Here is a 26785-nt window from a genome sequence, read left to right as displayed (position 1 = left end):
GACACCGGTGCAGTCGTCCAGGGACTTGGCGAAGATGTGCAGCGAACTCCCGCACTTCGGGGCGAACTTGTCCCCGGCCGCACCTTGCAGCTGGGAACGGTTCGAACCGTCGTCCTTCAGCGCGAGGATTCCCCACGACTTCTTCTGTTCCTCGACCAACGAGACGACGAGCGGGTCGACCGAGTACACCCGGTCGACCTCCCAGCCGCGCTTGAGTTCGTAGGTCCAACGCGGCTTGCCGGTGACCGGGTCGATCTGCTGGATCTGCTGCTGCGGGTTCTCCGGGTCGTCGACGGTGCAGTTGACGGCGGCTATGAGCTTCGAGCCGCCCGCGAAGGCGGTCGGCCGGCACTTGCCGGCGAGCGAGCCGAACAGCTCCTTGCCGTCGCTGACCCGGAACGCGTCGGTGCCGCCGGAACGGCCGACCGTGACGGTGTCACCGCTGATCGCGAGACCGACCTCGGAGAGCAGGTCCCAGGCGCCGTTCTTCTTGATCGTCTTCTTCCAGCCCGCCTTGCCGGTGGTGAGGTCGATCTGCTGGACCAGCACGCAGTCCGCCCCGTCGTCGGTACCGTCCTTCAGGCCGATGACGATCTTGCCGTCGTCCGTGGCGTTCGTAGGCGCGGCACAGATGTCGGTGTCGAACTTCAGGGTCCACTTCTCTTCGCCGGTGTCCAGCGAGTACCCGAAGACGTTCCGGTACGCAGCCGTGACCAGAGTGTCACCGACGGCCCAGGGGCCCTGGACCGTGGCGCCGTTGCGCGGCAGCTTCAGGCCGTTGTCCTTCGCCCAGAGGATCTTCGCCTCGCCGTCCTTGCGGCCGGCGTTCAGGTCGTCGTCGGTGTCGCGACCCTCGTCGGTTCCGTCACCCGAGGGCGCTGCGGTGGGGCCGGTGTCGTCCTTCCCGTCCGAACTCCCCTGAGCGACCGGCTTCCCGCCGGGGTCGTCCCCGCTGACCGCGAAGCCCACCCCGACGGCCGCCACGACCACCACCGCGACGGCCGCCGCCACGATCACCCCGGTCCGGCCACGGAGGAACCCGCGACCGGAGGAGGGGGAAGGAGCGACGGGCGGGGCGGGATGACCCGGGTACCCCGGCTGACCGTACGGACCGGGCTGCGGTTGCCCGTACGGGCCCGGCTGCGGCTGACCGTACGGGGCCGGCTGCGGCTGACCGTAAGGACCCGGCTGCGGCTGACCGTACGGGCCCGGCTGCGGCTGACCGTACGGACCGGGGGGCTGCTGCCCGTACGGACCGGGGGCCTGCTGCCCGTACGGGCCGGGCGCCTGCGGATAGCCGTACCCGGGGGTTCCGGCGGCAGGGGGCTGCTGCCCGTACGGGCCGGGCGCGGCCGGGTAGCCGTACGCCGGGGCACCCGGTGCCGGGGGCTGCGCGGGCGGGGCCGACGGAGGCGGGGGTGGCGGTGTCGCCGGCTGCCGGGGCGTCCCGGACGGCGGCTCCTGCGGAGTCCCCGAGCCCCCCTGCGGCGGTTGCTGGCTGGGCGGCTGGGTCATAGCCACGTCCCCCTTCGTGCGGTCCGGTGCCCGTTCCGGCCTCCCCCGCGATCCCGCGAGGACCGGAGGACGTCGTACGACGTACCTCCGACAACTCCCCCGGAATGGAGCGGAACGGGCATGGCTACCGCGGCTTCGCGACAGTCTGGCGGGGCTTCTTTGTACCACCCGCACCACCACGCGCACTGCTTCGGTCCACCCCCTGTACCCAAGGGAGAACCGGGCCGTGATGCCGCCGTTACGCGTCTGCGGAAACCCGCACCACCGGCCGCAGTCGACGCACCGTCAATCGTGAGCGCGGAAAGCGGAGTTGACCCAGCCCCGGGTCTCGATCACCGGAATCAACCACCGCACCCGAACGAACCCGCACAAAGCAGGACGGACCCCGACCCCGGCACGCGGCCGGACCCGGGGCCCGTCCGCAGCACCTACGCCTCCTCGGCCAGCTCCAGCCAGCGCATCTCCAACTCGTCCCGCTCGGTGACCAGTTCGCGCAGCTCGGCGTCGAGCTTGGCGACCTTCCCGAAGTCGGTGGCGTTCTCCGCGATCTGGGCGTGCAGCTTGGTCTCCCGGTCCGAGAGCTTGCCGAGCTGGCGCTCGACCTTCTGCAACTCCTTCTTCGCGGCACGCGATTCCTGCGCGGAGAGGGCGTTCACCGGCGCGGCGGACTCCTTGGCCGCGGCGGGGGCGGCGGACGGGGTGGCCGTCTCCTCCATCCGCTGCCGGCGCTCGATGTACTCGTCGATCCCGCGCGGCAGCATCCGCAGCGCCCGGTCGCCGAGCAGCGCCATCACCTTGTCGGTGGTGCGCTCGATGAAGAACCGGTCGTGGGAGATCACGATCATGGAGCCCGGCCAGCCGTCGAGGAGGTCCTCCAGCTGGGTGAGGGTCTCGATGTCGAGGTCGTTGGTGGGCTCGTCGAGGAAGAGGACGTTCGGCTCGTCCATCAGCAGACGCAGGATCTGGAGCCGGCGCCGCTCACCACCGGAGAGGTCGCCGACCGGCGTCCACTGCTTCTCCTTGGTGAAGCCGAACTGCTCGCACAGCTGCCCCGCCGTCATCTCACGGCCCTTGCCGAGGTCCACCCGGTCCCGGACCTGCTGCACGGCCTCCAGCACCCGGAGGGTGGGCTTGAGCTCGTGCACCTCCTGCGAGAGATAGGCGAGCCGGACGGTCTTGCCGACGACGATCTTCCCGCCGGCCGGCTGGACGTCGCCCTGGCTCCGGCACGCCTCGGCGAGCGAGCGCAGCAGCGAGGTCTTGCCCGCGCCGTTCACGCCGACGAGACCGACCCGGTCCCCCGGGCCGAGCTGCCAGGTGAGGTGTTCGAGCAGCGTCTTGGGACCGGCCTGGACGGTCACGTCCTCCAGGTCGAAGACGGTCTTGCCGAGACGCGCGTTGGCGAACTTCATCAGCTCGCTGGTGTCGCGCGGCGGCGGCACGTCGGCGATCAGCTCGTTGGCCGCCTCGATGCGGTAGCGCGGCTTGGAGGTACGCGCGGGGGCGCCGCGTCGCAGCCAGGCCAGCTCCTTGCGCATGAGGTTCTGCCGCTTGGACTCCTCGGTCGCGGCGATCCGCTCACGCTCGGCGCGGGCGAAGACGTAGTCGCTGTAGCCGCCCTCGTACTCGTGGACGGTGCCGCGCTGGACGTCCCACATGCGGGTGCAGACCTGGTCGAGGAACCACCGGTCGTGGGTCACGCAGACGAGCGCGGAGCGGCGGGCCCGCAGGTGTCCGGCGAGCCAGGAGATGCCCTCGACGTCGAGGTGGTTGGTGGGCTCGTCGAGGACGATCAGGTCCTGGTCCGCGATGAGCAGCTTGGCGAGCGCGATGCGCCGGCGCTCACCACCGGAGAGCGGGGCGATGACGGTGTCCAGGCCGTGCTCGAAGCCCGGCAGCGCGAGACCGCCGAAGAGCCCGGTCAGCACGTCGCGGATCTTGGCGCTGCCCGCCCACTCGTGATCGGCGAGGTCACCGATGACCTCGTGCCGGATCGTCGCCTTCGGGTCGAGGGAGTCGTGCTGGGTGAGGACGCCCGCACGCAGCCCGCCGAGGTGGGTGACCCGTCCGGAGTCCGCCTCCTCCAGCCGGGCGAGCATCCGGATGAGGGTCGTCTTGCCGTCGCCGTTGCGGCCGACGACACCGATCCGGTCTCCCTCCGAGACGCCGAGAGACACACCGTCGAGCAGCGCACGGGTGCCGTACACCTTGCTGACCTGCTCGACATTGACCAGATTGACGGCCATTTCACTCCTGCCCAGGGGATGGATCGACTTCCCAGGGTAGTCGCCGCGCGGATGCGGTAGCGTGCGGCGATCTTCCGGGGGGCGACTCCGGACGGGAACGTCTCAGGGGTGGGAACGTCATGACAGGCACGACGGCACGGCGCGGGGTCCCGGCGGTACTGGCGACGGTGGCGGCGACCGCGGCGCTCTGCGCCCTGTCCGGCTGCGGTACCCAGGACGCGCAAGGCGGCGGGAAGGCCGCGGCGGCCTCCGCCTCCCCCACCTCGTCCGGGACGGACACCGGGCCCGCCGCGGAGCCCGCCGCCAAGGGCGCCCGCATCGGGGCCGCCGGCACCGCCTGCGAGCTGCCGGTCACCTTCGATCTGGCTGCCGGGTGGAAGCCCGCTGCCGTGGACGTCGCCGCCGCCCCCGAGCTCGCCGCCCTGGCGAAGCAGGGTCCGATGACCATGGTCTGCGAGATCGACGCGAAGCCCGCCGGGAACGTCGGCTATCTGCGGGTCTGGCAGGGCGAGAAGTCCTCCGCGTCCCCGCGCGAGCAGCTCAAGGCGTTCGTGACGGCGGAGGAGGGCGCCTCGGACATCACCTACACGGACACCGAGGCCGGCCCGGTCGCCGGGGTCGAGGCCGCCTACACGGTGACCGTCGAGGCCCTGGACGAGACGAAGAAGGAACGCGCCTTCCTCGTCCCCACCGCGAAGGGCCCGGTCGTCGTCCACCTCGGCGGCCTGGACACCGAGGAGCACGAGCAGATGCTCCCCGCGTACGAGCTCGCGAAGTCGAGCCTGCGGACCGGCTGAGGCGGGAGGCTCTCCGCCTCAGCCGGTCCGCCCACGTGACGGGAGTTGCTGCTAGCTGATCTTCTGGTAGCCGCTCCAGTCGACGGCCCCCGCGGTGACCGTAGGGCTCCCCACGGCCGTGCCGGTGAGCACGGGGTTGTACGAGAGCCCTGTGGGGGACGCGTTGGTGGTCCAGAAGTCGGCCGTGCCGTTGCTGTCGGCGTCGGCGCCGGAGGTGATCAGCGGGTGGGCTGCGGCGGAGTAGCCACTGGCCGCGAGCGTGATGCGTCCCGTCCCCGCGCCGAGTCCTTCGCCATTGGGGCCGGTGCCCCGGTAGAGGACAAGTGCTCCGTCAGCGCCTCGGCGAGCAAGCATGTCGACGTGTCCGTCGTGGTCGACGTCGCCCGGTGCGATCAGGTCGTACTGGGACCAGCCGCCGTCGCCGACGAGTACCGGTTCGAGGGTCTCGTCGAGGTATCCGCTGGAAGATCCGAAGTACAGCCAGAGCTGGTCGCCTTCCTTGACCAGCAAGTCGGGGAAGCCTGCCACATCCGCGGTTCCGTCGCCGTCGATGTCGAGAGGACCGTCCACGTCGCCGATGGCGAGGATCTGGTCGGCGTCCGCCCAGTGGTTGTTGGCGGGATCGTAGACGTTGAGCTCACGGGAGTCGGAGGTGTCTCCGGCGCAGTCCGTGCAGGCGAAGCCGTAGCCGCTGTTGGGGTGGAGCCACAGACGGTCGGCGTTGAGCGTGGCATCGGGGCGCAGGGCGATCACGTCCTCGTAGCCGTCGTCGGTCCAGTCGCCGCGGTGGGTGTGGTCGACTCCGTTCCAGAGGCCGTTGCTGGCGGTGGAGTCGGCTTCGACGACGGCGCCGTTGCCGGTTCCGTAGAAGCGGCGCAGGGTGCCGGTCGCGTCGGTGCCCAGGAGGTCGGGGTTGCCGTCTCCGTTGAGGTCGCCGGGTTCGTCGGCGGTCGTGGAGCGGTTGGCGTAGTAGAGGTAGTCGGCCGGGTCCGACTTGTTGCCGACTTTGTCGATGCTGCGGGCGTACAGGTGATTCGCCCCAGCGATGGTCGGCGTGAGGGTGAGGCTGACGCTGCCGCCCGCGGTAGTGGTGGTCAGGGTGCGGACGGTGGGGTCGAGGTCAGTCCAGTACTCGTACGCGCTGACATCGTTGACACCGCTGCTGGAGAGGGTGAAGGTGCCCTTGGTGCGGACCTGTGCCGAGCCGGTGGGCCAGCCGTCACTGCCGTCCGGGAACTGCGCCGAGGTGATGCCGGGCGGGTTGCTGGGGCGGGTGGGGTCGAAGGTGAAGCGGCAGCCCGCCAGCCCTGCTCCCGGGTTCCAGGTCGAGAACAAGGTGCCGTCCGTCGCCCGCACCTTCCACGAGAAGTTTCCGCCGGCGACCGACAAGTACTTGCTGAGCGTCGCCTTGGGAATCTTGAGCTTGGCCACGGTGCCGGAGGTGGCGGCCACCATCGACTCCGCGATGATGACGCCGTTGGGGTCGTCGTTCGGGTGGTGACCGGTCGCCCAGAGGCTGAATTGGGCGCTGACGGTGCCGCCGTCGGGGTCGGTGACCTTGGCGGTCAGGTAGACGTCCGTGTTGCCGACCACGCCGTACGGTGCGGTGTTGCCGCAGCCCGCGGTGTTCTTGGTGCTGGGCGTGGTGTCCAGCGCGCTCGGCACACCCGGAGTGGTGTTGTACGTGGTCGACAGCACGGCGGACGCCGCGTCGAAGCGCTTGTAGGCGTACGGGTCGCTTTCGTTGGCGTCAGGTACGCGCAGGCCGAGGGTGAGGTTGTCCCACTTGCCGTTGATCGCGTTCTTCGCGCCGCCGGTCACGTCGAAGGCCAGGTTGCCGGCCGGGCAGGAACTGCCGTAGCCGAGAGACTGGTTGACCGTGGACAGCTTGTCGTACCAAGCCGGCTGCTTGCTCCACGTCGTGGCGGAGCTGATGCTTCCGGTCCGCCACGCCTCCACCGGCTTGTCCGTGCAGCTGTAGGAGTAGCTGTTCTTGATACGGAAGACGGAGGAGGTGATGACCTTGGCGGTGTTCCAGAGGTTGTTGGTGTCCATCCGGAAGAACGACCGCGAGAGGGTGTCCCCCGGCCAGCCGACGCGGGCCGAGCTGGTGACGCTGTTGCCGTCTCCCTCTTCCCAGCCATTGCCGTTGTAGAAGGCCCCGTTGGGGTAGTCGTTGGAGACCAGCGTCCACGCTTCGCGCGAGCCCGAGACCGACGGGTCGATGTAGACCGGGTACCGCGTGTTGTCGCCGGTGAGCAGCTGGGTGTCAGGGGTGAGCTTCAGCTCGCCGTCGCTGACCTCGGTCTTGAGGGCGGCGTCCCGGGCACCGTAGGGCGGCTCGAACTCACCAGAGGGCGGGGTGGGCACAGTTGCGCCCCGGGCAGCGACGGGAGCGCTGTTGCTGCTGTCCCACATCAGGGGCGTGGGTGCGGTGAAGACCTCCTGGCCTGCCGGATTGACCGCGCGCAGGTTGCCGTCTTCGTCGGTGTTCACCGACAGGCCGTCCGTGGACAGCGGAAAGTTGAGGGTGGCCAGCGCGGGGTTGGCGGCAGCCTCGGGCGTCTTGACGACCAGCAGCTGACCGAATCCGGCTGAGCCCGCCGTGAGTTTGAGGTCCACGTCGTCGAGGACGTTCGCGTACAGGGCCGTGTCTCCGTCGATGCTCGGCTCGGGCAGAGCCCCCGGCCAACTCAGCGACATGCTGCGGCCGTCGCGGGTGACGGTGGCCATGGGCCCCTCGCCACCGCCGGAGAACGTGATGCCCACCTCGGCGGCCCGGGCGGAGAAGGTACCGTCCCCGTTCGCCTGGAGCGTGGGGTCGATGTCCACGAGCCGACCGCTCTTCCGGACCCGTTGGGGCACCGCGTAGGTGTCCTGGGTGAACGTACCGTCCGGGTTGGCGTACAGCTCCGCCGTCTCGGAACGGCGGGAGACGACCTCGACGGGCGCCCCCTCCTCCGCAGCCCGCGTCAGCGCGCGTGTCTCCGGCGACGGGCTCGCCTCGACCGGAGCAGCAGCGGCGGGCTGTTCTTCTGCGACCGCGACCAGCGGCACACCGAGGGACAGCACCAGCCCCACCACGATCGGGATCGCAAGTCGCGTACTCCCGTGACGATATCTCATCGCAGTCCTTTTCACTTTCCACACAATGTCGCGCGAACCATACAGGCACGCAACGCCCATCGCGAATCATTAATTTGGCGCCAAATCAAAAGCATTCATGTGGCATTTATTGGCGATAAAGCCACCCCAAAGCCACACTTTCCCCACAAGATTACCCGCACCACACCCTTGGCGAGTCAGGCCCAAGGCGCCCTCTGACCTGCACAAAAAGCCCCACTGCAGCCAATCGAGCGAATAGCTCAATTCACCATTTACCCTCCATGTCCATTTTGCCTGAGCGCGCAAACAATTAACGCCTCCTTGACTGCAGAACGGAAGCAAACTCGCTTCATATCCGTTCGATTCTTTGCTAGGTTCCGAGCGATCTTCACAATTTATTGACTCGATTTAATGGGTGATCCATGTCCAGATTGAGATTTATAGATGTGTTCCGCACCAGACGCGAACGAGAACGGGCAGCTCGGCGCGTCCGGTGGGTGGCGGCCTCACTGATCGCCTACCTCGCGGTGAGCCTGCTCGGCGGCCCGGTGGCAGCCGCGACCGAACTGACGCTGCGAAGGCTCGACACTCCGGACCCGGTCCGGACCGCCGCGCCGATGAAACACGACGCATCGAAGCGCGACGAGACGGCCGGGCAGGCGCGCAAGCGCACTCCGAAGGCCACGTGGCCGACGGCCGGCACCAGCACGGTGACCCTGCCCGATTCAGGCACCGGCAGGACGAGCGCCGGAACGCTTCCCGTGAGCCTGAGCCACGCGGGCGAGTCGGCCAAGGGTTCCGACCACCGCCGGGCCAGTGTCCAGGTATTGGACCGGAAGGCGACTGAGGCCCTCGGTGTCACCGGCGTCGTGGTCGCCGTTCGCCCGCTGTCGGGCAAGGCGGGAAAGGCCGACGTCAGCTTGGACTACGCCGCTTTCCAGGACGCCTACGGCGGCGACTGGGCATCGCGACTGACCCTGCGTCAGCTCCCGGTCTGCGCCTTGTCCACCCCCGATCGGGCGGACTGCCATGCGGCCGGAACCGCTCTCGCCTCCCGCAACGACCTCGGTTCCACCACGCTGTCCGCGACCGTGACCCTGCCGGACGCCGCTTCCACGGCGACGGAGGAGGCTTCGCCCGTCACCCGGAGCGCCGTCACCACCAGCTCGGACACCGGCCTGAGGGCCTCGGAAGGCATCGTGCTGCTCTCGGCCACCGCCGGAGCCGCAGGCTCGTCAGGTGACTTCAAGGCGTCCCCGCTGGCCCCTTCGGCCTCCTGGTCGGCCGGCGGTTCCAGCGGCGCCTTCACCTGGTCCTACGACATCCCGGTTCCCGAGGTGCCTGGCCAGACCAGCCCGGACTTGAGCCTGTCCTACAACTCGCAGTCCGTGGACGGACGTACGGCATCCACGAACAACCAGGCGAACTGGATCGGTGACGGCTGGTCCATGGAGCCCGGCTTCATCGAGCGGCAGTACGTCCCCTGCTCCGACGACACCACTGACAGCAACGGCACCGACAAGAGCGGCGACCTGTGCTGGAAGAAGGACAATGCGGTCCTCAGCCTGGGCGGCAGGTCCAGCCAACTCGTCAAGGACGACAGCACGGGCGAATGGCACTCCTCGAACGACGACGGCACCGTGATCGTCCGGCTCAACGACACGGGGCTGGGCAACGGTGACAACGACGGCGAATACTGGCGGGTCACCACCCCCGACGGCACCAACTACTTCTTCGGCCGCAACAAGATGAGCGGCTGGGCCGCCGGCGACCCGGTCACCAACTCCACCTGGACGGTGCCGGTCTACGGCAACCAAGCCAATGAGCCCTGTCACGCCACGGCGTACGCCGACTCCTGGTGCCAGCAGGCTTGGCGGTGGAACCTGGACGCTGTCGTCGACTCGCACGGGGACGCGATGGTCCAGTACTGGGCCAAGGAGTCCAACAACTACGGTCGCAACATCAACCTGAGTACCGGTGCCTCCACCGCGACCCCCTACACCCGCGGCGGCTACGTGACGCGCGTCGAGTACGGGCTGCGCAGTGGCGCCTACTACGCCCAGCCCGCCGCGAAGGTGGACTTCACCGTCGCCGAACGCTGCCTCACCGACTGCGGCACCTTTGACTCCGCGCACGCGAAGAACTGGCCGGACGTCCCGTTCGACCAGTACTGCGCCGACGGGGCGGAGTGCAAGGATCAGCTCTCGCCGTCGTTCTGGACCCGCAAGCGCCTCACGCAGATCGACACCTCGGTCCTGGTCGGCACCGCATACCGCAAGGTCGACACGCTGGCACTGTCCCACCAGTTCCCCAGCACCGGAGACGGCAGTTCACCGGCCCTGTGGCTGGCGTCCCTCACCCGTACCGGCCACACGGGGACCGGCGACGTGAGCATGCCGGCCGTCACTTTCGCGGGCCAGCCGCTGCCGAACCGGGTGGAGGGCGCCACCACCGGCACCAACCCGGACCCGGTGCCGCCGCTGATCCGTTACCGCGTCCACGGCATCGACACCGAGACGGGCGGCTCCATCGGTGTCACCTACTCGGCACCCGACTGCAAGGCCGGTGACGTTCCGACCCCGGCGTCGAACACCCGGCGCTGCTACCCGGTGATCTGGTCGCCGCCGGACGCACCGGCGGCGAACTACACGCCGTATCTCGACTGGTTCCACACCTACGTCGTCACCCAGGTGCTGGAGAACGACAAAACCGGCGGTGCCCCTGCCAAGGAGACCGACTACTCGTATCTGGACGGCATGGCCTGGAGCAAGCCCGAGGACGAGTTCGCCAAGGCGAAATACCTCACCTACAGCAACAGGCAGGGCTACGGCCGCGTCCAGGTCCGCACCGGGGCTCCCGCCTCGGATGCGCAGACACTGTCGGAGAGCCGCTACTTCCGGGGCATCGAGGGCGCACAGGTCTCCGACCACGAGGCCATCGCGATCGCCGACCAGCCTGTCTACGCGGGCATGGCTCGCGAGGAGGCCACCTTCGACGGCACGACCGGAGCGCTTCAGACCGCCACGTCCTACGAACCCTGGCACTCGGCCGCCACCGCCACCGCGGCACGGACCGGTCTCACCCCCCTGACCGCGCACGCCACCGGCACCCGCGTCGAGAAGACCCGGACCGCCGTGGGCAGCGGCTGGCGCACCACCCAGACCGTGCGCACCTTCGACGCCAACGGACAGGTGACCTCCGAGTCCGACCTCGGCGACACCGCAAAGAGCGGCGACGAGGAGTGCGTCACCACCACCTACACCACGGGCACCATCCTCAGCCTCCAGAAGGAGGTACGGAATGTAGCGGTGGCCTGCGACAAGACGCCGACGCTGCCGACCGATCTGATATCCGTGGCCCGCTACTACTACGACAAGGCCACCGGTCTGGACATCGCACCCACCCAGGGTGACGTGACCCGGGTGGACGAGCAGGACGCGGCCGGCACCGGCTACCTGACGACCGCCACGAACACCTACGACATCCACGGTCGCGAACTCACCGCCGTTGACACCGAGGGCAACACCACGACGACGGCCTATACACCCGCCACCATCCAGGCGCCGACCTCACAGACCGTGAAGAACGCGCTGGACCAGGTGACGACCACCGAGTACGACCCGGCGCGCGGCATCGCCACCGCCGAGGTCGACCCCAACCAGAAGCGTATCGACGCCACCTATGACGGTCTCGGACGCACCCTGCGGGTGTGGCAGCCCGGCTGGTCGAAGACCGACCACCCGGACCAGCCGTCCGTCGAGTACGCGTACTCGATCTCCAAGGCCGCGAACAACTACGTGTCGACCAAGGCCCTGCAGTACGACGGGTCCTACGCCACCAGCTACCAGCTGTACGACGGCCTGCTGCGGGAACGCGAGACGCAGTCACCCGCGATCGGTACCGGGAACCGCATCGTGACGGAGATCAAGTACGACTCCCGGGGCTTCCCCTTCAAGACGTACGCCGCCTACTACGCGCAGGGGGCGCCCTCGGGCACTCTGACGACAGCGGCCGACAACGTCGTACCGTCCATGGTGGAGAACCTGTACGACGGCACGGGCAGCGTCACCGCAGCGATCACCCGTTCGTACGGGGACGAGAAGTGGCGCACCACGACCGTCTACGCCGGCGACCGCACGACGGTGATCCCGCCGCAGGGCGGTACCGCCTACACGACGGTCACCGACGGCCGGGGACGTGCCACCGAGCGGATCGAGTACACGAACGCGGCCCGCACCGCCTCGCAGACCACCCGGTACACGTACGGCAAGTGGGACGAACCGACCCAGGTCACCGACCCGGCGGGCAACACGTGGACGTACACGTTCGATGCCCGTGGGCAGAAGGTGCAGACGAACGACCCGGACAGCGGTCTACTCAAGATCACCTACGACAAGCTGGGCCGCGCGGCGACCACCACGGACGCCCGGGGGGTCGAACTCACCAGCGAGTACGACAAGATCGGCCGGCGGACCGCGCTGAAGAAGGGCTCCACCCCACTCGCCTCGTGGATCTACGACACGGTGGCCAAGGGACAGCTCACCAGCAGCACCCGCTACATCGGCGGGAAGGCGTACGTCTCCGCCACCACCTCGTTCAACGACTCCTACCAGCCTCTCTCCAGCACCGTGACCGTGCCGGCCGAGGCCGGGGCGCTCGCGGGAGCGTACACGTGGACGTTCGGCTACAACGCGTACACCGGTCAGCAGGAGTGGATCAAACACCCGGAAATCGGTGACCTGCCCGGTGAACGCCAGACCACGGCCCTCGGCGAGGGCAACCTCCCGCAGAAGACCACCGCCGGTGCCGTCACGCTGGTGAACTCGACGGCCCACGACGTTTTCGGACGTCCGGTACGCACCGAGTACGGAACGCTCGGCAAGAAGGTCTACAAGAGCCAGTCCTACGACGAGGTCACGGGCCTGGAGATCCGCCAGACAACCGACCGCGACCTCGCGCCCCAGCGCATCGACGACGTGACCTACGGCTACGACGACGCCGGCAACATCACCGGCATCACCGACGTCAGTGGCCAGGACTCCACCGCGAGCACCGACACCCAGTGCTTCACCAATGACGCCCTGGGACGGCTGACGGAGGCATGGACGGCTGCCACCACCACGTGTGCGGCCACTCCTTCCACCTCGACGGTGGGCGGGCCCGACGCGTACTGGCAGACCTTCACCTACGACGCCGTCGGGAACCGCACCAAGCTGGTCGACCACGGTACTGGTGTCATGTCCGGCACCGACGCCACCACCGCCTACACGCACAAAGCTGCCGGCACCAGCCTGCCCCACGCGGTCCAGTCGGCGACCGTCACCGGAGGTGCGCGGAACGGCCAACAGGATTCCTTCGCCTACGACGAGAGCGGCAACACCACCCGGCGGACCATCGGCGCCACGTCCCAGGACCTGACCTGGGACGACGAGGGCCACCTGGCCACCGTCACCTCCGGGGGGAAAACCACCGGCTACCAGTACGACGCCGAGGGCAACCGCATGATCGCGCGGAACGCCGACGGTACCCAGACGCTCAGCCTCCCCGGCGGCAACGAGCTCGATGTCGCGGCGAACGGGACCAAGGAGGGAATCCGCTACTACACGCACGGGGACGACACGGTCGCCGTGCGCACGAGTGAGGGCTTCTCCTACCTGATCGCCGACCACCAGGGCACCGCGATGACAGCCGTCACCATGACGACCCAGGCCGTCGCACGTCGCAAGCAGCTCCCCTTCGGGGAGAACCGGGCCACGGGGAGCTCCGCCCTGCCCGGCAACCGGAGCTTCGTCGGGGGCACCGAGGATCCCACAGGGCTCACTCACCTCGGCGCCCGTGAATACGATCCCGCCCGGGGACGCTTCATCTCCGTGGACCCCGTCATCGACCTCGACGATCCTCTGCAGATGAACGCCTACGCCTACGCCAACAGCCGGCCGGTCACCGCGTCCGACCCGGACGGAAAGCACTTCTTCGACATCGCCGGCTACGCGGGCATCGCCACGGCCCTGAAGGTCGTCGGATTCTTCAAGCGCGTGTTCGCATTGGTCAAGGCGTTGGTGGCCTACAACAAGCGGAAGAGCGTTTATGCCGCCGCCGCGGCCACCGCGAGCGCGGCTAAGGCGCGTGCGAAGAAGAACATCGCGAGGGTCGCCGCAGCAGCGAAAGCAAAGGCGAAGGCCCAGGCAGAGGCACGGAAAAAAGCCAAGCAGAGGTCGGAGGAAGCCAAAAATACGCAGATCTTGAAGAAGAAGAAGTCATTTCTTTCCAGCGTCGGCGACCTGATCAACAAGTACAGCGTCAAGGGCGGCGGCCTATGCGTGACGCTCGGGGGCGCCATAGGCATCGGAGCCAGTATCACCGCCTGCGGCGTGGGTGTTGTCAAAAAAGACGGCAACACGGACTGGGGCTTTACGCTCACGCCCAGTGTCGGTACAGGTGGAATCCAAGCCTCACTCACCGCGGACATCATGAACACCAACGCGGATGACCTCAACCAACTGTCCGGTACGGGTGGTCAGATCGACGTTGCTCTGGGAGAAGGTGGCGTGGTCCACGGTTCCCTCGCCACTGGAGGAACGCGGAACAGTCAGGGCGGCCTCGTGTTCGTCGGCCAGGCCGGCGCGGGCGTCGGCGCAGGGCTTCCGGTACACCTGTTCGGCGGGACGGGTAAAACTTACGTCTTCGGGCGCGAGTGAGACCCTCGGCCCTTCTTGGTCCTGTCGGTCACAACCGCTGACACAGCGGGCCTGATTCACAACGAAGGTCTCCGTCCGGTTGCCCCGCCCCTGCGGGGCAACCGGACGGATGTCCTTCGCCTCACCGCACCTCACACGGGCCTGATGGCCCCCGGACTCCGGACACCAGGAGACGTTTCGATGTACTCGACAATGGCGGATTCCCAGTCGGACTCCGTTGCCGGAAAGTTGCTGACTCTCTTGGTCGGTCTGGCATTCACAGGAGAAGGGCTCTTTCTGCTCCTACGCACCAACAAGGTCATCGACCTCTACACCACATGGGCGCGCGAGCAGGCCGGCCTGAACCCCAAGAGGATGAACCCAAAGATCATCAAGACGCTCGGAGCAGGACACTTCCTCGGCGGCGTTCTCTGCTCAGTGTTCGCGATCAGCCTGTTCGTCGGCCTGATCTGACCTCAAACGGGCGGGCGCACACGGAACAACGCCACCTTGGAAGGCACCGGCTCAGAAGCGTTCCCGCTCCCCGAGCCCTCTCAGACCACCCTCGCCCCCGGCGCCGGCGACACGGCGACCCGGGCCGTCCGGCAGGTGCCGGAGGCGGTGAGGGCGGCGGCGACCCGGTGGGCGGTGGCCTCGTCGGGGACGAGGAACGCGGTGGTCGGGCCGGAGCCGGAGACCAGGGCGGCGAGGGCGCCGGCGTCCGTACCGGCGGCCAGGGTCGCGGCGAGCGAGGGGCGCAGCGAGAGCGCCGCGGCCTGGAGGTCGTTGCTCAGGGTCTTCGCCAGGGCGACCGGGTCGCCGGAGGCCAGGGCGTCGAGCAGGGCCGGGGCCGCGGTGGGCTCGGGGACGTCCGTACCGGCGGTGAGCCGGTCGAACTCGCCGAACACCACCGGGGTGGAGAGTCCGCCCTCCGCGACGGCGAAGACCCAGTGAAAGGTGCCGCCGGTCGTCAGCGGGGTGAGGAGTTCGCCGCGCCCGGTGCCCAGCGCGGCGCCGCCGATCAGGTTGAAGGGGACGTCGCTGCCGAGCTCGGCACAGATCTCCAGCAGCTCTTCACGGGAGGCGCCGGTGGACCAGAGCGCGTCGCAGGCGAGGAGGGCGGCGGCGCCGTCGGCGCTGCCCCCGGCCATGCCGCCGGCGACGGGGATGTCCTTGGCGATGTGCAGGTGGACGGCGGGCTCGATGCCGTACCGCTCGGCCAGCGCGAGGGCGGCGCGGGCGGCAAGGTTGCCGTGGTCCAGCGGCACCTGGGCGGCGTCCGGGCCGGAGCAGGTGATCGTCAGCTCGTCGGCGGGGGTCGCGGTGACCTCGTCGTAGAGGCCGACCGCGAGGAAGACGTTGGCCAGGTCGTGGAAGCCGTCGGGGCGGACCGCGCCCACCGCGAGCTGGACGTTGACCTTGGCCGGTACGCGGACGGTGACGCTTCCGGCCGTCCTCGGGCTCACGGTCGCGGTGACGCTGTCGGTCATGCGGGCAACTCCGGCTTGTTCTCGGCGATGGCGGCGAACTCCTCGACCGTGAGCGCCTCGCCCCGGGCCTGCGGGGAGACTCCGGCGGCGACCAGCGCGGCTTCGGCGGCGGGCGCGGAGCCCGCCCAGCCGGAGAGCGCGGCGCGCAGCGTCTTGCGGCGCTGGGCGAAGGCGGCGTCGACGACGGCGAAGACCTCGGTGCGGCTCGCGGTGGTGGCGACCGGCTTCTCCCGGCGGACCAGCGAGACGAGCCCGGAGTCGACGTTGGGGGCGGGCCAGAAGACCTTCCGGCCGATGGCCCCGGCGCGCTTCACGTCGGCGTACCAGTTCGCCTTCACGGAGGGCACGCCGTAGACCTTGTTGCCGGGGCGGGCGGCGAGCCGGTCGGCGACCTCGGACTGGACCATGACGAGCGTCCGCTCGATGCTCGGGAACCGCTCCAGCATGGTGAGCAGCACCGGCACGGCGACGTTGTACGGGAGGTTGGCGACGAGCGCGGTGGGCGCGGGGCCCGGCAGCTCGGTGACCAGCATCGCGTCGGAGTGGACGAGCGCGAACCGGTCGGCGCGGCCGGGCATCCGGGCGGCGACGGTGGCGGGCAGGGCGGCGGCGAGTACGTCGTCGATCTCGACGGCCACGACCCGGTCGGCCGCCTCCAGCAGCGCCAGGGTCAGCGAACCGAGCCCCGGCCCGACCTCGACGACGACGTCGTCGGGCCGCACCTCGGCGGTGCGCACGATCCTGCGGACCGTGTTGGCGTCGATGACGAAGTTCTGGCCGCGCTGCTTGGTCGGGCGTACGCCCAGCGCCGCCGCCAGTTCGCGGATGTCTGCGGGGCCCAGGAGGGCGTCGGGCTCTGTGCTGCTCACCCACTAAGCGTACGGGCGAAGTGCGTACGCCATGCGCGCACGCGGATCACGTCCACAGTCAGTAGTCGAAGGCCCGCGCGGTGTTCGCGTCGATGGTCGCGGCGAGGGTGTCCTCGTCGACGCCCTTGACCTCGGCCATCGCCCGCAGCGTGACGGGGATGAGGTAGGGGGCGTTGGGGCGGCCCCGGTAGGGCGCCGGGGTGAGGAAGGGGGCGTCGGTCTCGACCAGCACCAGTTCGGCGGGGGCGACGGCGAGGGCGTCGCGCAGCGGCTGGGCGTTCTTGAAGGTGACGTTGCCGGCGAAGGACATGAAGTAGCCGGCCCGCGCGCAGATCCGGGCCATCTCGGCGTCGCCGGAGTAGCAGTGGAAGACCGTGCGGTCCGGGGCGCCCACCTCGGCGAGGACCCGCAGCACGTCGGCGTGGGCCTCGCGGTCGTGGATGACCAGGGCCTTGCCGTGCCGCTTGGCGATCTCGATGTGCGCCCGGAAGGACTCCTCCTGGGCGGCGCGGCCCTCGGGTCCGGTGCGGAAGTGGTCGAGGCCGGTCTCGCCGACGCCGCGTACGTGGGCGAGAGCGGCGAGCGCGTCGATCTCCGCGAGCGCCTCGTCCAGTGCGGCCCGGCCGCCCGGTGCGCGTACGCCTTCGCGGGTGTGCCCGTCGGGGTCTCCGTGGACGATGCGTGGGGCCTCGTTGGGGTGGAGGGCGACCGAGGCGTGCACCCGCGGGTGGGCGGCGGCCGTCTCGGCGGCCCAGCGGGACCCGGCAAGGTCGCAGCCGACCTGGACGACGGTGGTGACGTTGACGGCGGCGGCCCGGGCGAGGGCCTCCTCGACGGTGCCGTCCTGCATGTCCAGGTGGGTGTGCGAATCGGCGACCGGAACCCGCAGGGGTTCGGGCAGCGGCGGCGCTTCGGTACGGCTCATGCCCTTGATCGTACGAGGGGCGCCGGACGCGGGGGCGCCCGCCCGGGGTCCGGGGACACGGGCGGGCGCTCTGCGTCGGGAGGAGCGGTCAGCGGCGCTGGAACGGGTGGAACAGGTCCGTCAGGTGCCAGTGGCGGGCGGCTCCGGCACCTGCCGGTACGGCGACCGCCGCCACCCGCTCGTCGTCGTCCGGGCCGGTGGCTATGCCGGTGGTGGCGGCCCCGGCCAGCGCGGCGGGCTGCTGTCGCGGGTTGCCCCGCAGCAGCTGCTGTACGAGGGAGACCCGCCCCGAGCGCATGATGCGGACCACGTGGCCGCCGCAGTTCGTGCAGGTCGGCGTCGACAGAGGAGAGGGAACCCGCTCTCCGTCGGCCTTGTAGACCACGAACGTGTTTCCGGCCCCGTCGACGTGGTGCTCTATTTCGTAGGCCTGTTCCCAGCCGTGCCCGCATCGCATGCAGGCGAAGGCATAGGCCTCGTGGACCGTGTTCACCGCGATCTCACTCATACTTGCTCCTCTTGTCCGCAGGACAAGCCGCTCCGAGTGTTTCCACCTCCCAGTGCACACCCGCCGAATACGAATCGCACCGGCTCAGGACCAGTGTTGATGCGTTCTTGGACTCCTTGGTGAGCCCTTGGCCCGCGCATGGTGCGAGGGCACCCCGCAGGAGACCAGCCGTTGGGGACGCGCGGGCGCGCACCGCCCGTTCACACGATCGGGGGGCGCACTTCCCGGTACCCGCACCTCCGTGCGCCGGGGTCCCGCAGGGCGGATCCATGGCGAAAATCCCGGCGGGCAAAGGATCGACCGGGGGCGCACGGGGGCGTGTTCGCGAGCCGTTCAATTGAATTGAGCATTCAATTGAATTCCGCACCACAACGAAACAGCATGTCCGGTTTGCGCGGTTCGCTTATCTGGTTTTCACTCGATCTGTACGCAAGTACACAACCCCCGGCTTTTCCACAGAACAGAACGGGAACGCTCATGCACACCGAAATCACCCCCACCACGACGACCGACCTGGACAAGGACCTGGAGGCCGCGCTCAACCCGGGCGAGGTCGAGGGCCTGCACCGGGACTCGCGCGAGTGCGCGTACCTGGCGCTCCTCGGTGGCGGCTCGTTCCTCCTCCTTTCGCCGCCCACCCCGCGGCCGAAGAAGGGCTGACCCTTCACCGATGAACCAGTCAAGCGCTTCGTCCCGGCTCTCGGACGCGGTGCACGACCTGGCGAACGAGGTGGTCCTCGCTCTTAGGAGCGGGGGCCACCTCGCCACGGTGTGCGGCGCGGCCGGAATCCACGAGGACGACAGAACAGGCATCGCCGCCGTACGGGTCATCGGAGCCGACCTGCTGCTGCCGAGCGTGCTGTACGGACAGAGCCCGCACCCCGGCGACGTGGCGGTCTTCCACCGCGCGGTGCGGGACTTCCCGCCCCGCCCCGACGCCTCCCCCTCCACCGCCTGGAGCCACTGGGCGATGCTCTCCACCCTGCACCGGGTGGCCCCCTCCACCACCGGGCCCTTGACGGCGGTCGGCGTACCCGCCCTGGACGAACCGGGCGTCGCCGGCCTGGACGACGCGCCGTGGCAGGCGTTGTCGCACCAGATCTCCCTCCTCGCGCCGCTCGCCGTCCCGGCGGCGGCGTCCTCCGTCGCGCGGATCGCCCGGGGCCGGGTGACCGACCTCGCGCGCGGGTTCGTCCGCGCGGTGCGCCGCCGCGACTGGCTCCAGGCGTCGGGCACCGGCCGCTGGCTGGCCGCCCTGGGCGGGGAACCGCCGACCCTCGGTCTCGGCCGGGGGCTCGACTTCGTGGAGCTGATGGGCGGCCAGGACCCCCGGGTGGCCCTGAACGTCCGCGCGGCCCGGCTGATGATCGAGGAGCGCGGCAGGTGACGGCGGACCACCCCGACGGCCGGAACGCGGCGGGACACCGGGACACGGCGGCACACCGTCCCGCCGTGTCCGCCGCTTCCGCCGTGTCCGCCGCTTCCGCCGTGCCCGCCGGCCTCGCGCAGGAGGTGCGCGGGGTACGCGACCGCGCACTGAGCTGGGCCGAGGACCACCTCACCGGCTTCGTCCTGCCCGAGGACGTGCTGGAGCCGCACACCAAGGTCGACCACACCCTCAAGCCGCTCGGCGAGCTGGCCCAGCTGTGCGGCACCGCCCAGCGGGTCATCGCCCCCGCCGACCCGGCGCACACCACGGCCGGGCGGCTGATCGCCTTCGCGTGGGAGCAGACCAGGCACGGCGAACTGCTGCTGGAGCTCCTGCGCTCCGAGCCGTTCGCCGCGTACCCGTTCGAGATCTACGCGGCCTTCGCCGGTCACGGGCTCCGCCACGAGGGCTTCGAGCGCCTCGCCCGGCGGATCGCCACCACCCGTGGCTGGGCCCACACCGAACAGCACGCCAACCGCCAGCTGGGACTGATCAACTCGGAACGCCGGGTGGGCGTGGCCCCGCACGCGGACGCCGAGGAGGTACTGCGCCGCACCTGGCTCGGCGGGCTCTGCGAGCCGTGGATGCTGGAGCGCTCCTCCGGCTACTCGCTGACCCACGCGGCGTACCACGTGACCGACTGGAGCACCGCCCCCGAGCGGATGCCGGCCGACCTCGACGTCTATCTGCGGACCTGGCTGCCGCCCTGGGTGGACGGCTGCCTGGAGAGCCACCAGTGGGACCTCACCGGCGAACTGCTCGCGGTGGGCGCGGGCCTGCCCGGCCCGCCGCCGGTCGAGCTGTTCGCGGCGGCCTGGCCGGTGCTCGCCCGGGTCCAGCACCCGGGCGGGGCCCTCCCGGAGACCGGCCCGCCGGTGGCGCTCCCGGAAGACGCGGTTCCGGGTGACGAGGAGCCGTACCCGTTCCTGGCCTGCTACCACTCCACGCTGGTGACCGCCTTCGCCGCGTCGCTCACGGTCGCCCGGCTGGAGGAGAACACCGCGGCGGACGCGATCCCCGCCGCCGCAACCACCACGTCCGGAAGGAAACAGCCCGCATGAGCGGTATCCAGCAGATCCACGAGGTGGGCGCGAAGGCCCTGAAGTGGCTGCACGCCCACCGGGACGGGTTCCGGCTGGAGGACGACCCCTCCCCCGAGGTCGGCCTGCTGGACCGGTTCCAGCCCCTCGGCGAGCTGGCGCTCATCAGCAAGGTGATCTTCCGCGAGGGCGTCGCCGGATCGGAGCAGGCATCCCTCGCCCGGTCCCTCCTCGACTTCGCCTGGCACGAGCTGCTGGACTCCGGCCACCGCCTGCTGGAGGGCCAGCGCCGGGAGCCGCTCTCCCCGGCGCCGATGGAGGTGTACCTGCCGTTCAAGGAGCTGGGGTACCAGCACCCGGGCCTCGAAGCGGCCGTCCGCCTCAACCACCGGCTGGGCAGCTGGAGCCGGCTGGAGGTGCAGCCGACCCGGCGCCTCGGCATCTCCACGGTCGAGCGGCGCTTCGGGCTGGCGGCCGGCCTCCCCGAGGACGAGGCGTTCCGGCGGACCTGGCTCGCCGGAACGCCCGAGCCGTGGACCGTCGAGGGCCACATCGGCTACGGCATCACCCACACCGTCTTCCACCTCACCGACTGGGGCCAGTCCCCCCAGGACCTCCCGCCCGCGGTCGCCGACTACCTGGCGCTCTGGCTCCCGGTCTGGCTGGACGACTGGCTCGACCTCAAGCGCTGGGACCTCCTCGGCGAGCTGCTGGTCGTCGACGCCTGCCTGCCCGAGCCGACGCTCGACGCGGCGGCCTGGAACGGCTTCGCCGCGGCGCAGCAGCCCGACGGAGCGATGCCGGCGCTGCTGGAGATGCCGCAGGGCGACCCGGAGACGGTGTTCGACCTCGTCTACCACCCGACGCTGGTGGCCGCGTTCGCCTCGGCGCTGGCGGTCTCCCGCTCCCTGTCGGACCTCTCCTCGGCGGCCTCCGCGTGAGCACGGGACCCGCCGTCGCCCGTACCGGACCCGAGGGTCCCGGCCCCGGCTCCACCGGACTCCCCGACCCGGCCGACCCGGCCGACCGGGACGCCGGGGCCGACGCGCGGCTGCTGGCCCGGGCGGCCGGGGCGATCGGCCCGGCGCCCGACCTGGTGCTCGCGCTCAGCCGCCACGGCCGACGCACCCTGCACACCACCGGCACCGAGCCGCCGCCGGAGGACCGGCCGCGCGACCGGCTCCGGTACGAGCTCGGTTCGGCGTCCAAGACCTTCACCGGGCTGCTGCTCGCCCGGCTGGTCGCCGCCGGCCGGCTCTCGTACGACACCCCGGCCGCCGCGCTCCTGGCGCCCGGCCACCCGGTGCACCCGTCCGTACGGGCGATCACCCTGCGCCATCTGGTCACCCACACCTCGGGGCTGCCCGGACTGCCGGCCGACTTCTACCCGCAGGCCGTACCGCGCTGGACCACCACCCCGTACGCCGGTTACCCCGCCGACCGGGTCGTCCGCGCCTTTCTGCGAGCCCGCCCGCGCCACGCGCCCGGGACCCGCTGGCACTACTCCAACTTCGCCGTCTCGGTCCTCGCCCACACCCTCGCCGCCGCGACCCGTACCCCCTGGGACGTCCTCGTCCACCGGGAGGTACTCGCCCCGCTGCACCTGGACGCCACCTCTCTCGCCCCGGGCGGGCCCGGCGCCGACGCGGTCGGCCACCGGCGCGGCGGGAGCCCGGCGGAGGTGCTCGACATCGGCGGGTTCGCCGGGGCGGGCGCCGTCCGCTCCACCCCGCACGACCTGCTCACCTTCCTGGAAGCGCACCTCGCGGCGAGCGGCGCGTACGCCGGGACCGGGGCCGCCGGGGTCGTCCCGTTCGTGCCTCCGCCGGATGCCTCTCTCGCCACCGCGCTCGCGGGGATGCGGCACCCGGTGCTGCGCCGGGGCTCGCGCCACGCCCACACCCACACGCTGACGTGGTTCCAGCACGCGACCCCGCACGGCCCGGTGAACTTCCACGCCGGGGCGACCCCCGGGCAGCAGGCGTTCCTCGGCTACTGCCCGGACACCGGGACGGCGCTGGCCGCCGTGTGCACCCGGCGGGTGTCGTTCAGGGACCCGTTCGTGGCGACGGTCCACGGGTTGCTGACGGAGTAGGCACGGTCCACGGACATCTGAGACGGAGTAGGTACGGGCGCCGGGCCCGCCGACGCGGAGTGGTTACGGCCGAGGGGCCGCTCAGGCGCCCGGTGTGCGCGCCGCGTTCTTCGCGGCGACCACCGCGTCGAACACCTCGCGCTTGGGCAGCCCGGCGTCCGCCGCGACGGCGGCGATGGCCTCCTTGCGGCGCTCCCCCGCCTCCTCGCGGACCTGGACCCGGCGCACCAGCTCGGCCGCGTCCAGCTCCTCGGCGCCGGTGTCGCCCGCGCCCTCCACGACGACGGTGATCTCGCCGCGTACGCCCTCGGCGGCCCATACCGCCAGCTCGCCGAGCGGGCCGCGCTTCACCTCTTCGTACGTCTTCGTCAGCTCGCGGCAGACGGCGGCCCGGCGGTCCGCGCCGAAGACCTCGGCCATCGCGGCGAGGGTGTCGTCCAGGCGGTGCGGGGCCTCGAAGAAGACCATGGTGCGGCGCTCGTCGCCGACCTCGTGGAGGCGGCCGAGGCGCTCGCCCGCCTTGCGGGGCAGGAAGCCCTCGAAGCAGAACCGGTCCACCGGCAGACCGGACAGCGCCAGCGCGGTGAGGACCGCGGAGGGGCCGGGCACGGCCGTGACCTTGATGTCCTTCTCGACGGCGGCGGCGACCAAGCGGTAGCCGGGGTCGGATACGGACGGCATCCCCGCGTCGGTGACCAGCAGCACCCGTGCGCCGCCGGTCAGCGCGTCGACCAGCTCCGGGGTGCGGGCGGACTCGTTCCCCTCGAAGTACGAGACGACCCGTCCCGTGGTGTGGATGCCGAGCGCCTGGGTCAGGCGGCGCAGCCGTCGGGTGTCCTCGGCCGCCACGACGTCGGCCGTCTCCAGCTCGGCGGCGAGACGCGGCGGGGCGTCCGCCACGTCGCCGATGGGGGTCCCCGCGAGAACCAGGGTCCCGGCCGTCGGCGTTCCGGTCTTCGGCTTTCCGGTCGTCGGTGTTCCCTGCGGTCCGGTCGTTCCAGGCGTTTCAGTCACGGGATCCATCCTCCCAGCCCCGGCGGCCCCCGTCGCACAGCTGTTTTCCCTACGATGGCGCGGTGACGAGTACTGCGCCCGACGCCCGGCAGGGCCACGACGCCGGGGACGAACTCTCCGGCGAGCAGCCTTCTCCCTGGGAGCGGCGGCTGCACCGCTTCGGCCACGTGCCCCGGAAGGACATCGGGCTGCGCGAGCGCCTCATCCCTTCCTACAACCGGCCGAGCCCCCGCACCTGGGGGGTTCTCGGCGTGCCACCGGCCCTCGCGGCCCGGCTGGAGCGGTGGTCGGGATGGGGCGGCCCACTGCTGGTGACGCTGGTCGCCGGGGTGCTGCGCTTCTGGCGGCTGGGGCAGCCCGACTCGGTGATATTCGACGAGACGTACTACGCCAAGGACGCCTGGGCCCTGATCAAGCAGGGGTACGAGGGCGCCTGGCCCAAGGACATCGACAAGGTCATCCTGAACGACCCGTCCCGGGTGAAGGTCCCCGTCGACCCCGGATACGTGGTGCACCCGCCGGTCGGGAAGTGGATCATCGGGCTCGGCGAGCAGATGTTCGGCTTCACGCCGTTCGGCTGGCGGTTCATGGTGGCCCTGCTCGGCACCCTGTCGGTGCTGCTGCTCTGCCGCATCGGGCGCCGGATGTTCCGCTCGACGTTCCTCGGCTGCCTGGCGGGCGGACTGCTCGCGGTGGACGGGCTGCACTTCGTGATGAGCCGTACCGCCCTGCTCGACCTGGTGCTGATGTTCTTCGTGGTCGCGGCCTTCGGCTGCCTGGTCAACGACCGCGACTGGGCCCGCCGCAAACTCGCCGAGGCCCTCCCCGTCGACGAGGAGGGAGTGCTCCGCCCCGACGCCCGGATCGCACAGACGCTCCGCCTGGGGTGGCGGCCCTGGCGGCTCGCGGCCGGGCTGATGCTGGGCCTCGCCTTCGGCACCAAGTGGAACGGCCTCTACGTCCTGGCCGCGTTCGCCGTCATGTCGGTCCTCTGGGACGTGGGTGCCCGCCGCACCGCCGGAGCGGTCCGCCCGTACGCGGCGGTCCTGCGCCGCGACCTGGTGCCCGCCTTCGTCTCCACGGTCCCGGTGGCCCTCGCCACGTACCTCGTCTCCTGGACGGGCTGGCTGATCACCGACAAGGGGTACGACCGCCACTGGGCGGACACGGCGGAGGGCCGCAGCGGCGGCTGGACCTGGCTCCCCGACTGGCTGCGCAGCCTCTGGCACTACGAGCGGCAGGTCTACGACTTCCACGTGGGCCTGACCTCCGGCCACACGTACCAGTCGAACCCCTGGAGCTGGATCGTCCTGGGCCGCCCGGTCTCGTACTTCTACGAGGAGCCCGGCTGCACCGACTCGGCGACCGGCAAATGCGCCCGCGAGGTGCTCGCCCTCGGCACCCCGCTGCTCTGGTGGGCGGCCTGCTTCGCCCTCGTCTACGTGCTCTGGCGCTGGGTCTTCCGCCGCGACTGGCGGGCCGGTGCCATCGCCTGCGGGGTCGCGGCCGGGTGGGTGCCGTGGTTCTTCTACCAGGAACGCACGATCTTCTTCTTCTACGCGGTCGTCTTCGTGCCGTTCCTCTGTCTCGCCGTGACGATGATGATCGGCGCGATGATCGGCCCGGCGGCCGGCACCGGTACCCGCGCGGAGCTGGGGCTGACCGCCTCCGACCCCACCGGCGAACGCCGCCGCGCGATCGGCGCGGTGGCGGCGGGGCTGCTGGTGCTGTTGATCGTGTGGAACTTCATCTACTTCTGGCCGCTCTACACCGGGACGCCGATCCCGGAGGACGCCTGGCGGAACCGGATGTGGCTGGATTCGTGGGTGTAGCCGCGTGACCCTGCCGGGTGGGCCCGGTCGGTGACCGGGCCCACCCGGCTGCGGGGCGCTCGTGCGCGGACGTCAGCCCTGCAGCCACCACGGGCTGCTGTACGCGACACCCCAGTCGTTGCAGGCGTGTCCGGCCGGGCCCGGCGTGCCGTTGGCCCGGGTCGGGTCGGCGACCCGCAGGACCACCCAGTCGCCGTCCGCGGTGTCCAGCGGAACCGTGAACTCCGTGACGCGGCCGGCCGTCGTCGTGATGACGTCGACGACCTCGGGGGCGGCGGTGCCGGGCCGCAGGACCTGGATGTCCAGCTGCTTGCCGACCCACTCGGGGCCCCGGTCGAGGTCGACCTGGAAGCGTACGTCCCCCGAGGTGAGGGGGAGTTGGCCGCCCATCCGGACACCGGCGGCGGTGGCGTCGAGGCGCAGGCCGGAGACCCGGGTCGCGAAGAAGCGTCGCGCCCGCATCGCTTCGAGGACTCCCGCCCTGGTGTTCTCGGTGACCCAGAGGCCGCTGCGGCCCTTGCCCTCCGGGAAGCCCCAGTCCGTGCCGTGCTCGTCGGTCACACCGGTCAGGCCGGTACGCCAGCCGGCGTTCAGGCAGGCGACCAGGGGCGAGCTCTTGCCGGACGACCAGCCCTCGAAGAGGAAGTCGTCGGTCCGGTTGAACATCTCCAGGCTGACCATGCGGTCGTGAACGGCCGCGTTGTGGCCGAACTCGTCGAAGCGGAGCACCTCACGGCCGGGGTGGTTGAATCCGGCCACCGCGTCCTTGTCGTCCAGCCAGTCGAAGAAGGCGTTCATGCCCGGAGCGAGCGCCATGTCGACGTAGGAGTCGGAGAACCACACGTTCGCGTGACCGAGCAGCGCGTGGGTCCACTCGAAGCCGCGAATCGCGGTGTAGACGCCGGGGACGTTCGCCGCGTCCGCCAGTTGGGCCGTGCGCTTCCACTCGGCGGAGCTGAGGCCCCCGATGGTGAACACGCCACTGTGGTCGGTGAGTGCCGCCACGTCGAGGCCCGCGCTGCGCATCGAGGAGAAGGCGTTCGCGGGGTCCCCGTCGCCGTCCGACATCGCGGTGTGGTTGTGCAGGTCCGCGTGGACGAGGGTCGTCCCCCGCGTGATCAGCGAAGCCCGGTCCGCGCCGCCCGTGGCCGAGTACGGCGGGAAGTTGTAGTTGTGCATGTAGCGCTTGCGGGTCACCGGGGAAAGGGTGTCCAGCTGCTGCTCCATACGGAGCATGTTGAGG

At 70.5% G+C, this 26785-nt stretch carries 18 protein-coding genes; 9 read left to right on the top strand and 9 right to left on the bottom strand.

Annotated elements, in window-relative coordinates:
• Both ACWD3D_RS12030 and ACWD3D_RS12025 read right to left on the bottom strand, forming a co-directional pair.
• Nucleotides 1-1515: outer membrane protein assembly factor BamB family protein (locus tag ACWD3D_RS12030; protein ID WP_451460773.1), on the bottom strand; the 1515-nt coding region annotated here is incomplete at its 3' end.
• A 428-nt stretch (nucleotides 1516-1943) separates the two neighbouring features.
• Nucleotides 1944-3761, bottom strand: a complete 1818-nt coding sequence (locus tag ACWD3D_RS12025) for an ABC-F family ATP-binding cassette domain-containing protein (RefSeq protein ID WP_451460772.1) — start codon at nucleotides 3759-3761, stop codon at nucleotides 1944-1946.
• A gap of 119 nt (nucleotides 3762-3880) precedes the next feature.
• On the opposite strand from ACWD3D_RS12025, the gene ACWD3D_RS12020 reads away from it, so the two are divergent.
• Complete coding sequence (locus ACWD3D_RS12020) at nucleotides 3881-4558, top strand: lipoprotein (RefSeq protein WP_451460771.1); 678 nt, start codon at nucleotides 3881-3883, stop codon at nucleotides 4556-4558.
• Nucleotides 4559-4609: 51 nt separating this feature from the next.
• On the opposite strand, the gene ACWD3D_RS12015 is transcribed toward ACWD3D_RS12020, so the two are convergent.
• Nucleotides 4610-7684: a VCBS repeat-containing protein gene (locus tag ACWD3D_RS12015; RefSeq protein WP_451460770.1), complete on the bottom strand. Its 3075-nt coding sequence runs from the start codon at nucleotides 7682-7684 to the stop codon at nucleotides 4610-4612.
• 476 nt (nucleotides 7685-8160) lie between these two features.
• Between ACWD3D_RS12015 and ACWD3D_RS12010 the strand changes: the two genes are divergently transcribed.
• Both ACWD3D_RS12010 and ACWD3D_RS12005 read left to right on the top strand, forming a co-directional pair.
• On the top strand, nucleotides 8161-14361 hold the full coding sequence (locus ACWD3D_RS12010) for an RHS repeat domain-containing protein (RefSeq protein WP_451460769.1): 6201 nt from the start codon (nucleotides 8161-8163) through the stop codon (nucleotides 14359-14361).
• A gap of 180 nt (nucleotides 14362-14541) precedes the next feature.
• Complete coding sequence (locus tag ACWD3D_RS12005) at nucleotides 14542-14814, top strand: hypothetical protein (RefSeq protein WP_451460768.1); 273 nt, start codon at nucleotides 14542-14544, stop codon at nucleotides 14812-14814.
• A gap of 80 nt (nucleotides 14815-14894) precedes the next feature.
• Here ACWD3D_RS12005 and ACWD3D_RS12000 read toward each other — a convergent pair whose 3' ends face one another.
• The 4 genes from ACWD3D_RS12000 to ACWD3D_RS11985 form a co-directional block, all read right to left on the bottom strand.
• Nucleotides 14895-15830, bottom strand: coding sequence for a 4-(cytidine 5'-diphospho)-2-C-methyl-D-erythritol kinase (locus ACWD3D_RS12000; protein WP_451460767.1), 936 nt, complete (start codon nucleotides 15828-15830; stop codon nucleotides 14895-14897).
• A complete protein-coding gene (gene rsmA / locus ACWD3D_RS11995; RefSeq protein WP_451460766.1) occupies nucleotides 15827-16699 on the bottom strand; it encodes a 16S rRNA (adenine(1518)-N(6)/adenine(1519)-N(6))-dimethyltransferase RsmA in 873 nt (290 codons plus the stop codon). Before rsmA ends, ACWD3D_RS12000 begins: the two co-directional genes overlap by 4 nt.
• Before the next feature lie 58 nt (nucleotides 16700-16757).
• Nucleotides 16758-17624, bottom strand: a complete 867-nt coding sequence (locus ACWD3D_RS11990) for a TatD family hydrolase (protein WP_451460765.1) — start codon at nucleotides 17622-17624, stop codon at nucleotides 16758-16760.
• A gap of 88 nt (nucleotides 17625-17712) precedes the next feature.
• On the bottom strand, nucleotides 17713-18132 hold the full coding sequence (locus ACWD3D_RS11985) for a hypothetical protein (protein ID WP_451460764.1): 420 nt from the start codon (nucleotides 18130-18132) through the stop codon (nucleotides 17713-17715).
• Between the two features lie 477 nt (nucleotides 18133-18609).
• Here ACWD3D_RS11985 and ACWD3D_RS11980 point away from each other — a divergent pair, with 477 nt between their 5' ends.
• The 5 genes from ACWD3D_RS11980 (at nucleotide 18610) to ACWD3D_RS11960 (ending at nucleotide 22696) form a co-directional block, all read left to right on the top strand.
• Entirely contained in the window at nucleotides 18610-18792 is a 183-nt protein-coding gene (locus ACWD3D_RS11980; protein WP_328719957.1) for a hypothetical protein, read from the top strand.
• A 10-nt stretch (nucleotides 18793-18802) separates the two neighbouring features.
• Nucleotides 18803-19519 (top strand): hypothetical protein, encoded by a 717-nt coding sequence (locus ACWD3D_RS11975; RefSeq protein ID WP_451460763.1) that lies wholly within the window; start codon nucleotides 18803-18805, stop codon nucleotides 19517-19519.
• Nucleotides 19520-19584: 65 nt separating this feature from the next.
• On the top strand, nucleotides 19585-20622 hold the full coding sequence (locus tag ACWD3D_RS11970; protein ID WP_451460762.1) for a DUF6895 family protein: 1038 nt from the start codon (nucleotides 19585-19587) through the stop codon (nucleotides 20620-20622).
• Complete coding sequence (locus ACWD3D_RS11965) at nucleotides 20619-21542, top strand: DUF6895 family protein (RefSeq protein ID WP_451460761.1); 924 nt, start codon at nucleotides 20619-20621, stop codon at nucleotides 21540-21542. Before ACWD3D_RS11970 ends, ACWD3D_RS11965 begins: the two co-directional genes overlap by 4 nt.
• A gap of 110 nt (nucleotides 21543-21652) precedes the next feature.
• The gene (locus tag ACWD3D_RS11960; protein WP_451460776.1) at nucleotides 21653-22696 is read left to right on the top strand and encodes a serine hydrolase domain-containing protein; all 1044 of its coding nucleotides are present in this window, start codon (nucleotides 21653-21655) and stop codon (nucleotides 22694-22696) included.
• 81 nt (nucleotides 22697-22777) lie between these two features.
• Here ACWD3D_RS11960 and rsmI read toward each other — a convergent pair whose 3' ends face one another.
• Nucleotides 22778-23626, bottom strand: a complete 849-nt coding sequence (gene rsmI, locus ACWD3D_RS11955; protein WP_451460775.1) for a 16S rRNA (cytidine(1402)-2'-O)-methyltransferase — start codon at nucleotides 23624-23626, stop codon at nucleotides 22778-22780.
• 146 nt (nucleotides 23627-23772) lie between these two features.
• On the opposite strand from rsmI, the gene ACWD3D_RS11950 reads away from it, so the two are divergent.
• Nucleotides 23773-25542 (top strand): dolichyl-phosphate-mannose--protein mannosyltransferase, encoded by a 1770-nt coding sequence (locus tag ACWD3D_RS11950; protein ID WP_451460760.1) that lies wholly within the window; start codon nucleotides 23773-23775, stop codon nucleotides 25540-25542.
• 72 nt (nucleotides 25543-25614) lie between these two features.
• Here the strand turns inward: ACWD3D_RS11950 and ACWD3D_RS11945 are convergent, their stop codons facing one another.
• Entirely contained in the window at nucleotides 25615-26610 is a 996-nt protein-coding gene (locus ACWD3D_RS11945; protein WP_451460774.1) for a CehA/McbA family metallohydrolase, read from the bottom strand.
• Nucleotides 26611-26785: the final 175 nt, after the last annotated feature.

The sequence above is a fragment of the Streptomyces sp. NPDC002690 genome, assembly GCF_053592415.1.
The sequence above is the reverse complement of the archived record's forward strand: the minus strand, read 5'-3'. Positions and strand labels throughout refer to the sequence as shown.

Coding starts and splice junctions, on each gene's coding strand:
- ACWD3D_RS12025 (WP_451460772.1), bottom strand. CDS start 3,761: ATGGCCGTCAATCTGGTCAATGTCGAGCAGGTCAGCAAGGTGTACGGC.
- ACWD3D_RS12020 (WP_451460771.1), top strand. CDS start 3,881: ATGACAGGCACGACGGCACGGCGCGGGGTCCCGGCGGTACTGGCGACG.
- ACWD3D_RS12015 (WP_451460770.1), bottom strand. CDS start 7,684: ATGAGATATCGTCACGGGAGTACGCGACTTGCGATCCCGATCGTGGTG.
- ACWD3D_RS12005 (WP_451460768.1), top strand. CDS start 14,542: ATGTACTCGACAATGGCGGATTCCCAGTCGGACTCCGTTGCCGGAAAG.
- ACWD3D_RS12000 (WP_451460767.1), bottom strand. CDS start 15,830: ATGACCGACAGCGTCACCGCGACCGTGAGCCCGAGGACGGCCGGAAGC.
- ACWD3D_RS11990 (WP_451460765.1), bottom strand. CDS start 17,624: ATGAGCCGTACCGAAGCGCCGCCGCTGCCCGAACCCCTGCGGGTTCCG.
- ACWD3D_RS11985 (WP_451460764.1), bottom strand. CDS start 18,132: ATGAGTGAGATCGCGGTGAACACGGTCCACGAGGCCTATGCCTTCGCC.
- ACWD3D_RS11980 (WP_328719957.1), top strand. CDS start 18,610: ATGCACACCGAAATCACCCCCACCACGACGACCGACCTGGACAAGGAC.
- ACWD3D_RS11975 (WP_451460763.1), top strand. CDS start 18,803: ATGAACCAGTCAAGCGCTTCGTCCCGGCTCTCGGACGCGGTGCACGAC.
- ACWD3D_RS11965 (WP_451460761.1), top strand. CDS start 20,619: ATGAGCGGTATCCAGCAGATCCACGAGGTGGGCGCGAAGGCCCTGAAG.
- ACWD3D_RS11945 (WP_451460774.1), bottom strand. CDS start 26,610: ATGTCGGACGGCGACGGGGACCCCGCGAACGCCTTCTCCTCGATGCGC.